We start from the raw sequence: 13,313 nt of genomic DNA on the forward strand, positions 1-13,313 counted from the left end.
TTTTGCTGTTTCATGGTCTGGAGCAGGGGCTGCACTGGCATCGCCATGAGCTGCCTGCGCAGGGGGAAAAGCTGCCAGCCTACGCCAAGATGAATCTAATCGGGGATGGCCTGCACAATGCAGTGGACGGCATCTTGATCGGTGCCAGTTTCATGGTCGACCCGGCGCTGGGGTGGGCTACGACCCTTGCGGTACTTTGGCATGAGCTGCCGAAAGAACTGTCGGATGTGGCCATTTTGCTGCATGGCGGTGCCAGCTTTAAGCGTGCCATTGCGTTAAATGCACTGTGCAGTTTGCCGGTGTTTGCCGGTGCTTTGCTGCTCTATCTGGCTGGTCAGTGGCTGGTGTTGCCATTGGCTGCGCTCTTGGCCATTACCGCCGGTGGTTTCTTATACATTGCCCTGATCGACCTCTATCCGCTACTCAAAGGTTTGTGGCAACAACGCATGTTGTCGCAGCACCTGGCCTTGTTTACCGGCCTTGGCCTGATGCTCGGCTTTGTGCTGCTGGAAGGACACTAAAGCCGGCTGAGCCTTGTACCGCCGGCTTCGGACCAGTTAGAAGGTCAAACCATGAAACCGGAAGGGCTCGGCGGCACTGAATTTGGCTGAGGTCTCGCCGGCATAGACCTGGCGCTGATCAGCCCGCAGCACTTTGACCTCGGCCTGCTCGCTGAAATCCAGTTTGGTTAAATCGACCCAGAAGGTATTGGGTGTTAATGCCGTTTCAAAGAAATAACGCAGATGCTTCTGATCGGCCACCACCCGCCACTGGGTGGTCGAAAGATTCGGGTAACCTTCAATCTGGTAGCCATAAGGCACCGAGGTATTGCGGATCACACTGAAAACACCGGCGGTGGCTATGGTCGGATCGCTGGTTTGTGGAATGCTGTTGATGTAATAATGTGCCCGGACAAAACGATCGGCTGCTTTGACCGTACCCGGTAAAAACTGGTTGCCAGGAATGCTGTCCCAGTATTTTTGAATGGCCAGCTGCTGTTCATAGGGTGGATCATTGGTCATCACCACATAGGATGGGTCATGATGCACCACCAGCTTGCCGTTGATGTACTCAAAAATGGCACTGTCACCGCTGGCATCGGATACCGACAGATGCACTGTGGTCATTTTGTCAGTGCCAGGGATCACATCGGTGACCACCACAAAGTCTTCTCTGCTCAAAGCTTCGACCGTTTCTGCTACGCTGGCAAAGTTATCCAGCACATACTGCGCCCACAGCGAAATGGCCAGGCCCGGTTTATCCCCTTGTGGACTAAAGGCCGGGTACTCGGATTCGACCAGCCACAGCATATTGGCGACCAGGCCTTGCTCATTCATGCCATCCGAGGTGGCAATGTCCCAGGAGCTGACTGCCAGACTGCCGTACTTCGCAGTCCATGCCAGGCTGTTCTCGCCGACTTCGCCCTGACGCTGCATACCCCGTGGAAACACCCAAAGGTTGGCCGGGATCGGCATGGAAAAATCCATGTTGCGGCCGGTCAGAATGGTTTGTTCCGGGCCTTTGTACATCACCCGGGTGCAGGCCTCGGCCAGCTCTGTGGTGGTGATTAAAGTGAGGGTGCCAGCTGCCAGCAGGCAACTTAGTTTTTTCAGGGCAAAGCGCATCTGTACATCTCCGTTGTAAATGGAACTGCTGTCAGGTCAAATCGTATGATGCAAGTTTAGCAGCGTACGCATCTTTCACACAGCAAGCTGCGACATTATGTCGCATCCCTTCCGGCTGGAAGCTTTGTTAGATTAAATAAAATAAAATCATCGGTTTATTCATGGTTGCTAATGTTCTGACTTTGAGTTTACTCCCGCTAAGCCTTGCAGTAGGTCAGGACGTTATGCCGCGGCATGAGCCCTCGTTTGAGGTTTTGGTAGTCACCAGCAGTCGGCAGGCGCAGGCATTGGTCAATTTGGCCGAGTCCGTGGCCGTGCTCAGCGAAGAAATCATCCACAACGTCAGTCCGGGTCATCCGGCCGAGCTGTTAAACCGGGTCTCTGGGGTGCATGTCAATGATCTGGGCGGCGAAGGGCATATGACGGCCATTCGACAGCCCATCAGCACCGGCGGCGTCTATTTGTTTTTAGAAGATGGCTTACCGACCCGTCCGACCGGCTTTTTTAACCACAATGGTTTGTACGAAATTGATATGCCGAACTCGGGCCGGGTAGAAGTGACCAAGGGCCCGGGCTCAGCGCTTTATGGCAGCGATGCCATTGGCGGTATTTTGAATATCCTGACCTCTGAGCCGACCGATGAACTCAGTGGCCGGTTGCAAGCCGAGCTTGGCAGCGATGGCTGGCAACGTGGCCTGGTGGCCGTGAGTGGTGCCTTGAACGCGCAGCACCGGGCCCGGCTGCAACTGAATCGTACCCAAAGCGATGGCTTTCGGGAAGAAGCCGATTATCAGCGTTTTTCCAGCAGCTTGCGCTTAGACAGCGACCTCACGTCGCAGCTGCAACTCAAAACTCTGACCAGTTTTGGCCGCATTGACCAAAGCGGCACCTCGGGCCTAAACCAGGCCAATTTTACCAACCATCCGCGCAAAAACCTGTTTCATGGCGATATGGGGACCCGTGATGTGCAGGCATTTCGGTTATCTGGCGAGCTGCGCTATCAGCTGTCCGAAAGCAGCGAATGGATGCTGACACCGTTTTATCGCAATAACCGATCGGATTTGATGCCCAGCTGGATGCTAACTTACGATCCGGTGCTGCAATCGACCCGTTTTTCCTCTTATGGGCTGCTGACGCAATTCTCGCAACAGATTTCACCGGACTTGAACTGGACGGCCGGGCTGGATATGGATGTAACGCCTGCGACCTTCCGTGAGCAGCAGATCAGCGTGCTAATGCAGGGAGACATTTTTGTCGACTATCAGCAGACAGGCCGAACCAATTACCACTTCGATGCCGATCAAACCAGCATCTCACCTTATGCTCAGTTGCAATGGTTTGCTTCAGAGCAATGGATACTGAGCCTGGGTGCCCGCTATGATTGGTTTGAAGTCGATTATGTCGATCAGCTTGATCCGTCAGTGCCACAGCAGGTGGGTCGCACTGTCTGGCTGCGCCCCGAGTCACAACGGATTCGCTATCATCAGCTTAGTCCCAAAGCGGGCATTGTCTGGAAGCTGGCTGCTAACCAGCAGCTGTATGCCAATCGTCGTCATGCCTTTCGGGTGCCTTCGGTGGGGCAAGTGTTTCGCCCCGGCAGCAGTGAAGATACCACTGAGCTGAAACCGGTCACCGCCATCAACCATGAACTGGGCTGGCGGGCGCAGCTGCATGCACTTCGGCTCGATGCTAGCGTCTACGATTTGCAGATTAATGACGATGTGGTGACCTACATCGATGGTAGCACCCGCAAGGTGACCAATGCGGGGCAAACCTCGCACCGCGGCTTGGAGCTGATGGCCAGCTGGCAAATTGGCGAGGCCTGGCAGTGGAACCTGAGTGGTACCTTTACCCGGCAAAAATACCGTGATTTTCAGTATCTGTTCAGCTGCTTTCCACCGGTTTGTGTGCCGCCCATCAGTGAAACCCGAAACTTTGAAGGCTTTGATGTGGGCCGGGCACCACGCCAGCTTTGGCAAAGCAGTCTGAGTTACCAGCCGCAAAGCATTGAGGGGCTTTGGCTGGAGCTGGAATGGCAGCAAGTTGGCCGTTACTACACCGATGAGACCAACACCAATACCTACCCAGGGCACGATCTGTTCAACCTGCGGGCGCGCTATCAGCTGGGGGAGCACTGGCAGCTGGCGCTGCGGCTGATGAACCTGACCGACAAAAACTATTCCAGCCTGACCAGCAATCAGGTTGGCTCTACTGATATTGACTATAGGCCCGGCATGCCGCGCAGTGTATTTGTGTCAGCTAGCTGGCAATTTTAAGACAGATGGCATGAGGATGCGTGCATGAAAACACCCAAAGCAATACGCACCAGTCAGTTGGTGCGCTGGCATCGTTTGCTGCTCTGGCTGGGTGGTATCACCTTACTGATCTTTGCGCTGACAGGTGTCACGCACCCCATTATGAGCTGGACCGGCCCACAAGCAATCACTATGCGACCGCCGACGCTCAGCCTGACGCAAGCTGAGCTTAGCCAGGCAATGCAAAGGTTGCAACAAAGCCAGCTGACGGCGCAGTCGTTGGTGAAATTGGTACCGTACCGCCAGCAGGTGCTGTTGCAGCTGACCTCGGATCTGCAGAACCCACGGCAGTACCTGAGCCTGAACGATGAAGCCAGCGCCATCAGCGATCAGCAAATGGCGATCTGGCTGGCCAGTTATTACGCGGGCTTGCCGGAGCAACAGGTGCAAAGCAGCCGGATCCTGACCGAATTTAACAGCGCCTACCCCTCGGTGAATCGCTTACTACCCGTGTGGCAGGTTGATTTTGACAATGGCCTGAGCCTGTACCTTCATACCGAAACCCTCAGCCTGGCAGGTATCACCAATCCATACAAAACTACTTTGCAAGCGCTGTTCCGGCAGTTGCACAGCTGGCAGTGGCTGGATAGGGTGCCGCTGCTCAAAGCGCTGGTAATGACGCTGCTGCTTGGCAGTGCCTTGTTGCTGGTCCTGACCGGAGGCTGGCTGTTGCTGCGACTGCCGTTTCAGGCAAAGCGTCGCGGGCTGCGCCGCTGGCACTATCTGCTGTCCTGGTTGTTGGTGTTACCGGTGACGCTGTACCTGCTGACTGGCATTTACCATTTTGCCTACAAGTACGTAAAGCCGGATACGCTAGGCTTAACCGCCAGCAGCGCTCAGCCTTTGCCGGACAACTGGCAACTACCAGCGAATGCACTGCCTGCGGATGCTGTGCTTAATAGTGCCAGTTTGGTGCAGGGGCCAGCATCGCACTGGTACTGGCGTTTGTCGCTATCCAATCCGGCGCAGCAAGCCGATCGGCACAGCAGGTTTGACGGCCAGGCATCCGAGCGTGGCGCGATTTATATCTCTGTGCTGCCAGATGCACCGGCGCTGGACGATGCCTCTTATGCCTTGTTGTTAGCTGAGCGTTTTATTGGACTGAAGCCCGCAGCGATATCCGAGCAACAGCTGGTGCAGCGCTTTGGCCCGGATTATGATTTTCGTAACAAGCGTTTACCTGTCTGGCAGCTTGATTATGCCGATGGCCGGATTTTTGTTGATGCGATCAGCGGCCATTTGGTCGAGCAACAAAGCCGCAATAGTCGCTGGGAGCGCTACAGCTTTTCTTATATTCACAAATGGGGACTGTTGCAGCCATTGTTGGGGCGGGAAGGGCGCGATCAGGTGGTGGTGGCCATGATGCTGCTGGTATTGCTGATGGCCGGCATGGGCTTTGCGATGCGACTCACACGTCGTTAAGAGACGCTTAGCTGCGACACTATGTCGCATGGTGCAGCCCGGATGCTCCGGTTATCCTTGTTGCAGACTTTTCCACTGCTGTGCGATAGTCTGTAAAGACATTTTGCAACGGCTGCCTGGCAGCCGTCTTTTTTGGACTTGCCGCGCTATGATTGCCTTATCGGCTTTGCAACCTGAACATCAAGTGCGTCAGCTGGCCCGTTTTCGCTGGGGCTTGATTGCCTTTATTGCGCTGGCCATGTTGACTGCCTGGTTGTTGGACTACGCGATCAGCTCCTGGCCTTTGCTGTTGCTGCTACTGGGCTTGCAGGCTGCTTCTAATTTGCTGCTTCATTTGTTACCCAAGGTTGGCCAATACAGCATTCGTCTTTATGCGCTCTATGCGCTGGGCGATATTTTGCTGCTCAGTTGCATGCTGCTGCTAAGCGGTGGAGTTGGCAATGGTTTGGTTGCCTTATTGCTGTTGCCCGTGGCGGTAGCTGCGGTATTGTTGCCCGGCCGTCTGTGCTATTTGGTTGCTCTGATTGCCTTGCTGGCCTACAGTTTGTTGCTGGCTTTGGGGGACCCCGGCAGCCTGCATGGCTCCGGACACAGTGCGCTCTGGCTCGAGCTGCAACAAGAGCAAGCTGGTCAGTCTGCCTTCGAACAGCATCCACACGTCAGTCCCAGCCATGGTAGCTTTGATCAGCACCTGCTGCAGATGTGGTGGGCGTTTGCCCTATCGGCCGGCTTAATCAGCTGGTTTATCAGTGCTCAGGCCGGGCTCATTCGCCAACAAGCCAGGGTGCTCAGCCAGTTGCAGCAACAGCAGCTGCAACAGGAGCAAATGCTGGCACTGGCGACCTTTGCAGCTAATACCGCCCATGATTTGGCTACGCCTATCCAGACCATGGCGCTGATTGTGGAAGAGCTTCAGGTACCAGCCGACCAACAGCCCCAGCTCACCGATTTACAAAGCCAGCTGCTGCGCTGTCAGCAACTTGTACAGCAGCTACGTCAGGATGCCAGCAGTTTGCGCCAGCCACAGCTGGCTGAGCCGGTGCAGGCAGCGACCGAACAAGCGGTGCAGCGCTGGCTGGCCAGCCGGCCAGATATTGAAGCCCATTGCAGCAAGGCCTTGGCGGCCACTGATTTCTCGGTGCCAGAGCCGCAAATCCTAACGGCAGCGCTATTAAATATTTTGGATAATGCCGCCGATGCCAGTCTTGCCAACCAGCAGCCGCATCTTGATATCGACTGGCAACTCAGCCATGAAGGTTGCACCATTCAGATCCGGGATTATGGCGAAGGCTTATCCGAGCAGCGGCTGCAGGAGCTGGGTAAATTACCACAGCTCAGTGAACAAGGGCTGGGTATTGGCCAGTTTCTGGCCAACGCCAGCATTGAGCGCCTGGGTGGCCAGGTAGAGCGCAGCAATCAGCAGCAGGGCACTTTAACCCGTATTTTTATCCCGCGAGGCCCGCGATGAAACTGGTGTTGGTCGATGATGACGAGGTGTTACTACGTACCCTGGCTCGGCGCTTTGAGCAGACCGGTTTTCAGGTAGTTACCTTTGCTAAACCCTGCCTGGCCGAGCAGCTGATTGCCGAGCAGGCCGATGCCTATTTGCTGGATTTACGTTTTGCCAGTCAGTCCGGGCTGCAGTTTATCGAGCCGTTACGCAATGCTTTGCCTGCTTGTCGTATCGTGCTGTTAACCGGCTATGGCAGCATCGCCAATGCGGTGCAGGCTGTGAAGCTGGGAGCTGATGACTACTTAACCAAACCGCTGGATTTTCAGCAACTGCAGCAGGTGCTGTGCGGTAAAAGCTGTGAAGCCCCGGCAGGTAAGCCGGGCGATAGTTTGCTAAGCACTGAGCAATTGGAATGGGAGCATATCCAGCGGGTGCTGGCCGAGCACCATGGCAATATCTCGCAAACCGCCCGCAGTCTGGGGATGCATCGACGCACCTTGCAGCGTAAGTTACAAAAACGCCGTCCTTAGTGAAGCCGTCCACTGCTGCGGGCTTGTTCATCTTGTTTTAATCCGGTCGATGCCTGTTGTTCATCTTTATCAGCAATTGCCATTCATGCTTTGCCGCTATAGTTAGTGGGTGTGCAGCAACACTGAGTTGCTACCCGAGCAAACTGAAAAAGGAACGCTTATGTCTATTCGAGTCGCTTCACTGGTTTCAATTGCAGTATTGAGCATGGCAAGCAGCCAGGTACTGGCTGCTGTGGTCAATAACAACATCACCGAGGCCGAGGTCGAGCAAGCCCAGCAGGCCTGGGGCAAAGCGCTGATCGCCATCAGCTCAGCATACAGCAGTGGTGGTCGTGAGCAGGCGGAACAAAAAGCCCGCCAGGTACTGGATGCCGCCTATGGCTATGGCCAGGGTGCTGTCTTGTTTAAACCGACGCTGGCCAGTGGTGAGCAAACGTTCCGGACTGAGTACGATGGCGCTCTGGCTTATTTTGTAGGTGGCAACCCGGCTTTCCCAGACGACAGTGGGTTTGCCCTAAAAGGCTGGCAAGGGTATGAATTTAGCAATGCCGGTGTCTACATTAATGGTGACTTAGCACTGACCATGGGGCATGTGATGCTGACCGATGCCACTGGTGCAGTAACCACCGTAGATAAAACCTGGGGCTTTAAAAAGGATGAGCAGGGCGCTTTGCGCATTGTGTTGCATCATTCTTCACTGCCTTTTAGTGCGAACTAATTGGGCGCAATGGCATGGACGCCAGTGCACCATACACATTGTTTACTGAGTAACCTGATACATTTGTTTATTTTGGAAAAGTTGTTCATCCCAACCTTTTTAGCTGGCCATCCCTCCTCTGCGGCCAGCTTTTTTTATTCTGGTTGTAAGCAATAACCAAGACCACGCCGGGTATGCAGTAATTTGACCGGGTGCGGGTCGTCGATTTTTTTTCTAAGCCTTGCCACATAGACATCGACGATGTTGGTTAACGGATCCTCATTCAGTCCCCAGACATTGGTTAGAATGCGTTCACGGCTATAGACTTTGCCGCTATTGCTCATCAGTAATTCCAGAATGCCGAGCTCCTTGGCAGTTAATGGCAGCGTTTTTCCTGCGCGTTGTACTTGCATGCTGTCTAAATCCAGCACCAGATCGGCTACCTGTAACTGACGTTGATGCTGGCTGCTGATATCGCGCTTTGCCAGGGCTTCAATCCGGGCCAGTAATTCTTCAAAGTGGAAAGGCTTGCCCAGGTAGTCATCGGCGCCGGCCCGAAGGCCCCGAACCCGCTCATCCACTTCGGAGAGGGCAGATAAAATCAGTATGCGGGCTGGAATATTCTGGCTGCGGATTTGCTGGCACAACGTCAGGCCATCCAGTTGGGGCAGCATGCGATCCAGCACAATCACATCCGGTTCAAACTGCCGCACCATCTCCAATGCATGTAAGCCATCCTGCAGCAGCAAGGTCAGATAGCCCTCGGCTTTTAAACCACGCGATAAAAAGCTGCCGACTTTCTCGTCGTCTTCAATAATCAGTATTTTCATGCTGGGTTCCGCTAAAAAGGGGCAGGCTAAGGCGTACCTTAGTGCCCTGAGGCTGATTGGCGTGCAGTTCTATGGTGCCATCCTGCGCTTCCATAATGGCTTTGGCAATGCAAAGGCCTATACCCAGGCCATCGGGGCGGGCGCTGCGGGCTGCGGCACCGCGAAAATGACGCTGAAACAACCGATCTTGCTCTTCTGGGTTTAGGCCAATGCCCTGATCACACAGCTCCAGCAGCAGCTCATTGTCACTCAATGCCATGGTCAGCTGCAGCTGAGGGTTGCTGGTGGCATACTGCTGTGCATTATCGGTGATAATACGCAGCACACTGGCAAACTTGTCGGTATCAAGCAGCAGCCAAGCTTCGGCTGGTAACTCCGGCGGCGTGCTCAGCTTTAACTGGAAGCGGCTACTCAGTTGCTGCTGCATGGTTGTTGTTACCAGCGCGTGAAAGGTGGACAGGCTGATAGGTTGTAAATTGACCTGCAGCAAACGCTCTTCGCCTCTGGCCAACAACAGCAAATCTTCAATCCGCCGGCTTAATTGTTGGCTGGCGGCTAAAATACGGCCAAAAGCCTCTTTGTATTCTGCGCTGTCTTTGTCTTTACCGCGCAGACTGATTTCAGCTTCACCCTGAATGCTGGTGGCGGGTGTGCGCAGCTCGTGGCTGATATCCGCCAACAATTGTTTTTGCCGGTGTTCGGCCTCATGCAGTTGTGCCAGCGCGTGCTGCAGCTCGGCGGTGCGGGCCTGCACCCGTTGTTCAGTGGCCAACTGGCTTTGCTTTTCCTGACGGGCAAAATCTTCGATGTAGCCCGACATCAGGTTGAACTGACGGGCCAGCTCGGCAAACTCTGTTGGCCCCTGCTCCTGAATGCGATGGGCAAAGTTGCCTTGCTGCAACTGCTTGGTGCCATCCAGCAGCCGCTGCAGTGGCTGGCTTAAGGCTCTTGATAAATGCCAGCCGATAAAAATAGCAAACAGCAGGCCAAGCAGGCTAATTAGCAGCATGGTGTGCTGCACCTGCTGTACTGCAGAGAGCGCATCGGCTTCGGTGCTGCTGGCACGTTGCTTTTGTTCGGCGATGGCCTGCTGCAGCAGCTCGGACAGATCGGTGTCCTGAAACTTATCAAACAGGCTAATCAGGGTGCGCCAGCGCTGAAGATCATCCTGGTAGGCGGCAATTTCACGGGTTTTCAGCGCTTGTTCCAGGGTGTGCAGATTGGATTGCAGTAAAGAGATCACTTTGACTTGCTGCATGATCAGCTGTAAGTCCTGTTCGCTGGTGCTGTAGAGCTGATCGCGAATGGCCAGCTGATCCAGGCTGTGCAATTGTTGCTGCATCCGGCCAAACAAGGTATCACGAAAGCCGGTATTGGCGTCGTCGGTCAGTAAGTATTCCGCCAGCCAGACTTTTAGGCGCTGTTTATCGGCTCGTAGTGAAATAAACTCCGACAGCATCTGATTGGCAATGCGGTTGCGCTTGGTATGAAACTCGGAATTTTGATGGGCCCAAAAACCAATACCAGAGAGCAGCAGGCTAATGCCTACCAGAATACACAGCGAGACGATCAGTTTGCGAAGATACATCGGTATGGCCCATGCAAAACATTCTCAGGCAGTATATGAGCTTTCAGGCTTTGGATCATGAATATCGGGTTAATTTTAGCCAGGCTGTTGCAGTAAAGCCGCTATACTTAAGCAATAAAAGTTCAATTCAGTAAAAGGCGAACATATGGGGTGGGGCGTGTTTGGGCTGCTCGCTGGTTTGACTCTGCTTTCGGCAAGCTCTTCAGCTTCGATACCATGGACGCTAAACCTTTACACCGAAGAATACGCGCCCTGGAATTACAGCTCAGAAGGCAAAGTGAGGGGTATCAACACCGAATTACTCCAGTTGGTGTTGGATGATTTGGGGTATGCAGGGCACTTTGAAGTGATGCCATGGGGACGGGCACAACGCTTTACCCAAGTTCAGCCAAATACCTGCTTTTTTTCTGCGGTGCGAACGGCCGAACGTGAAGATATGTATCAGTGGGTCGGCCCGCTTAGCACTGAGTATGTACAACTGTTTTCGTTGGATCCCGAGCTGCCGAAACTTGCGGATTTTCCTTCGGCCAGACCATTTAGAATAGGGGGGCAGGCCGAGGATGCTTATACCGATTATGCCGTCAATCTGGGGTTGCGTATTGAACGAGTGACCGAGATCCCCGTTAATTTGTCCATGCTACAAATTGGCAGGATTGATCTTTGGTTGGCAGGCTCCATCGGCGGCCCTTATATTGCCGCACAAAATGCGATGCAGCTCTATCCGATAGCAACCAGCGAGCAAGCCTTTGAGCTTTGGATGGCCTGTCATCCAGACACAGATAAAACAGTGATTCAAAATCTCAATGACAGTCTAAAGCACCTCAAAGCCAACGGGGTGCTGGAGCAGATTGTCCAACGTTATCGTTAGCTCTGTTTTAGAACACCGGATCCAGCGTCAGCAACAGCCTGCTTTCAGGACTGGCCGGTGAGCGGTGGCTGATGGCGTAACAGGCGCTGTCCTCCCAACCGCTGCCTTTAAGCAGCGCAACATCGCCGCTTTGCAGTTGCCGGGCTGGCTCGGCAGCTGTGACCGGACCGGCATGCCACTCAGTCGCCGGGCCTGTGTAGGTACACACCAAACGACAGACCAGATGATCGGTATGAAACCTGGGGCACATGGGCTGATCCAGTACCCGCAGGCGTAGGCCAAGCTGCGGGCAATCCATCAGGCAGGCAAACATCTCGGCTATTTGCACCAGATCGGCAATAAACGCGGCTTTGCCTGGCCCATCAGGCAGCTGCTTACCGGTATCTGCTGCAATAGCGCTGACCGGTAGCATCTGCTGCAGCGGTAATGGCAGATTGTGGAGTAAGAAGTGAGCATAGTCTGTCAGCGGTGCTGACAAAGTGCGCTGCCAGACCGCCAGGTTCACATCCGGCTGAAAAATCCCGGTCAACCCCTCTGGCTCCGGGCTTAAGCATTGCCGGGCAAAGCGAAGCGTTTCTGGTTGAGTCTGCTCAGGCCGAAAGGCGGTTAAAGGGGTCATGCCATTGCTTCCAGGTCAGTTGGCTGAAACGGATTGTCCAGCAGCAGCCAGCCTGCTTCACCCAATGCCAGTTCTGCATCGGTCAGCAGGGCGGCATCAAGCTGGGCCAGCATGCTGGTTTTATCCAGTTGCTGGCCGATAAAAACCAGCTCCTGGCGGCAGTCGCCAAACGGCTGCTCAAACTGGGCCAGAATTGCTGCTCTGGTCTCGTCATCATCAGGCCACTGGTCTTGCGGCACGGCTTGCCAGAATAAGCCGGCCATCCCATAACGGGCGATACCGCCCGCCTGATGCCATTGCCAGGCATAATCCGGTGAGGCTGCCAGCCAGAAATACCCTTTGGAGCGTAATAAGCGCCCGGTGGGCCAGTCCTGATGCAAAAAAGCATGAAAACGTGCCGGGTGAAAAGGACGGCGGGCCGTATAACTGAAACTACTGATGCCATACTCTTCGGTCTCTGGCTGATGCTCGCCCCGCAATTCTTGCAGCCAGCCCGGTGCCTGGGCGGCTTGTTCAAAATCAAACAAAGCGGTATTGATAATGCGTGCAAGCGGAACCTTGCCATGTTCGGCCAGCACCTGCTGTGCTCTGGGGTTCAGGCTCTTTAAGATGGCTTGCAGGCTGGCCAACTGCTCAGCACTGACCAAATCGGTTTTGCTAATCACCAGCACATCGCAAAACTCGACTTGTTCAATCAGTAAGTCGGCGACACTGCGCTCGTCCTCTTCGCCCAGGCTCTCCCCGGTACTGTGGAGATCCTTGGCTTGCTGATAATCCTGCATAAAATTTACCGCATCCACCACCGTCACCATGGTATCCAGCCGGGCAATATCGCCCAGGCGGCTGCCATCTTCGTGTTCAAAGGTAAAAGTTTCGGCAATGGGCAGTGGCTCGGAAATACCGGTGGACTCGATCACCAGGTACTCAAAGCGGCCTTCCTGCGCCAATTTGCCAATTTCCAGCAGCAAATCTTCCCGCAGCGTACAGCAAATGCAGCCATTACTCATTTCGACCAGTTTTTCTTCCGCCCGGTTCAGGCTGACTTCTTTATTGATCTGGGCAGCATCGATATTGATATCACTCATATCGTTGACGATCACCGCAATGCGCAAACCATCCCGGTTATGCAGAATATGATTGAGCAGGGTGGTTTTACCGGCGCCCAGAAAACCTGATAGTACCGTAACTGGTAACGGCGTTGATGCCGGGATTGGGGCCATAGCTACCTCGAGAAATGTGATGGTATAACATTACTATGGTAGCATGCTGGTCTGTGGAGTCCAGTGTGAACATGCGAAGCCAGCAAGTACATGGCTAGCGCAGCACAGCGGATGTCACTAGCCGCTGTGCTGCTGTATCCAAATAC

12 protein-coding genes are annotated in these 13,313 nt (G+C 54.3%); 7 read left to right on the top strand and 5 right to left on the bottom strand.

The genetic code is table 11. The features are described 5' to 3' along the window. Positions 1-521, top strand: a 521-nt coding sequence (locus JJU14_RS08320; protein WP_228612473.1) for a ZIP family metal transporter, incomplete at its 5' end; no start/stop codon positions are given. A 36-nt stretch (positions 522-557) separates the two neighbouring features. On the opposite strand, the gene JJU14_RS08325 is transcribed toward JJU14_RS08320, so the two are convergent. Beyond that, entirely contained in the window at positions 558-1,625 is a 1,068-nt protein-coding gene (locus JJU14_RS08325; protein ID WP_228612475.1) for a linear amide C-N hydrolase, read from the bottom strand. A 224-nt stretch (positions 1,626-1,849) separates the two neighbouring features. On the opposite strand from JJU14_RS08325, the gene JJU14_RS08330 reads away from it, so the two are divergent. From JJU14_RS08330 to JJU14_RS08350, 5 genes are all read left to right on the top strand, one after another. Next, the gene (locus JJU14_RS08330) at positions 1,850-3,901 is read left to right on the top strand and encodes a TonB-dependent receptor (protein ID WP_228612477.1); all 2,052 of its coding nucleotides are present in this window, start codon (positions 1,850-1,852) and stop codon (positions 3,899-3,901) included. Positions 3,902-3,925: 24 nt separating this feature from the next. Beyond that, a complete protein-coding gene (locus JJU14_RS08335; protein WP_228612479.1) occupies positions 3,926-5,362 on the top strand; it encodes a PepSY domain-containing protein in 1,437 nt (478 codons plus the stop codon). Between the two features lie 148 nt (positions 5,363-5,510). Continuing rightward, complete coding sequence (locus JJU14_RS08340; protein WP_228612481.1) at positions 5,511-6,830, top strand: HAMP domain-containing sensor histidine kinase; 1,320 nt, start codon at positions 5,511-5,513, stop codon at positions 6,828-6,830. Continuing rightward, a complete protein-coding gene (locus JJU14_RS08345; protein WP_228612483.1) occupies positions 6,827-7,345 on the top strand; it encodes a response regulator in 519 nt (172 codons plus the stop codon). The genes JJU14_RS08340 and JJU14_RS08345 overlap by 4 nt, the downstream gene beginning before the upstream one ends. Before the next feature lie 160 nt (positions 7,346-7,505). Continuing rightward, positions 7,506-8,063: a phosphoribosyl-AMP cyclohydrolase gene (locus JJU14_RS08350; RefSeq protein WP_228612485.1), complete on the top strand. Its 558-nt coding sequence runs from the start codon at positions 7,506-7,508 to the stop codon at positions 8,061-8,063. A 134-nt stretch (positions 8,064-8,197) separates the two neighbouring features. Here JJU14_RS08350 and JJU14_RS08355 read toward each other — a convergent pair whose 3' ends face one another. Beyond that, positions 8,198-8,872 (bottom strand): response regulator transcription factor, encoded by a 675-nt coding sequence (locus JJU14_RS08355; RefSeq protein ID WP_228612487.1) that lies wholly within the window; start codon positions 8,870-8,872, stop codon positions 8,198-8,200. Beyond that, positions 8,853-10,460 carry a HAMP domain-containing sensor histidine kinase gene (locus JJU14_RS08360; RefSeq protein WP_228612489.1) on the bottom strand — a complete coding sequence of 536 codons (1,608 nt, stop codon included), beginning with the start codon at positions 10,458-10,460 and terminating at the stop codon, positions 8,853-8,855. Before JJU14_RS08360 ends, JJU14_RS08355 begins: the two co-directional genes overlap by 20 nt. Positions 10,461-10,617: 157 nt before the next feature. Here JJU14_RS08360 and JJU14_RS08365 point away from each other — a divergent pair, with 157 nt between their 5' ends. Then, positions 10,618-11,328, top strand: coding sequence for a transporter substrate-binding domain-containing protein (locus JJU14_RS08365; protein ID WP_228612491.1), 711 nt, complete (start codon positions 10,618-10,620; stop codon positions 11,326-11,328). Between the two features lie 7 nt (positions 11,329-11,335). Here the strand turns inward: JJU14_RS08365 and JJU14_RS08370 are convergent, their stop codons facing one another. After that, the gene (locus JJU14_RS08370; RefSeq protein WP_228612493.1) at positions 11,336-11,947 is read right to left on the bottom strand and encodes a DUF1826 domain-containing protein; all 612 of its coding nucleotides are present in this window, start codon (positions 11,945-11,947) and stop codon (positions 11,336-11,338) included. Further along, positions 11,944-13,167 (bottom strand): zinc metallochaperone GTPase ZigA, encoded by a 1,224-nt coding sequence (gene zigA / locus JJU14_RS08375; protein ID WP_228612495.1) that lies wholly within the window; start codon positions 13,165-13,167, stop codon positions 11,944-11,946. Before zigA ends, JJU14_RS08370 begins: the two co-directional genes overlap by 4 nt. Positions 13,168-13,313: the final 146 nt, after the last annotated feature.

The organism is Alkalimonas sp. (genome assembly GCF_020831925.1).
GTDB lineage: Bacteria > Pseudomonadota > Gammaproteobacteria > Enterobacterales > Alteromonadaceae > Alkalimonas.

Coding starts and splice junctions, on each gene's coding strand:
- JJU14_RS08355 (WP_228612487.1), bottom strand. CDS start 8,872: ATGAAAATACTGATTATTGAAGACGACGAGAAAGTCGGCAGCTTTTTA.
- JJU14_RS08325 (WP_228612475.1), bottom strand. CDS start 1,625: ATGCGCTTTGCCCTGAAAAAACTAAGTTGCCTGCTGGCAGCTGGCACC.
- JJU14_RS08330 (WP_228612477.1), top strand. CDS start 1,850: ATGCCGCGGCATGAGCCCTCGTTTGAGGTTTTGGTAGTCACCAGCAGT.
- JJU14_RS08340 (WP_228612481.1), top strand. CDS start 5,511: ATGATTGCCTTATCGGCTTTGCAACCTGAACATCAAGTGCGTCAGCTG.
- zigA (WP_228612495.1), bottom strand. CDS start 13,167: ATGGCCCCAATCCCGGCATCAACGCCGTTACCAGTTACGGTACTATCA.
- JJU14_RS08350 (WP_228612485.1), top strand. CDS start 7,506: ATGTCTATTCGAGTCGCTTCACTGGTTTCAATTGCAGTATTGAGCATG.
- JJU14_RS08345 (WP_228612483.1), top strand. CDS start 6,827: ATGAAACTGGTGTTGGTCGATGATGACGAGGTGTTACTACGTACCCTG.
- JJU14_RS08335 (WP_228612479.1), top strand. CDS start 3,926: ATGAAAACACCCAAAGCAATACGCACCAGTCAGTTGGTGCGCTGGCAT.
- JJU14_RS08370 (WP_228612493.1), bottom strand. CDS start 11,947: ATGACCCCTTTAACCGCCTTTCGGCCTGAGCAGACTCAACCAGAAACG.
- JJU14_RS08360 (WP_228612489.1), bottom strand. CDS start 10,460: ATGTATCTTCGCAAACTGATCGTCTCGCTGTGTATTCTGGTAGGCATT.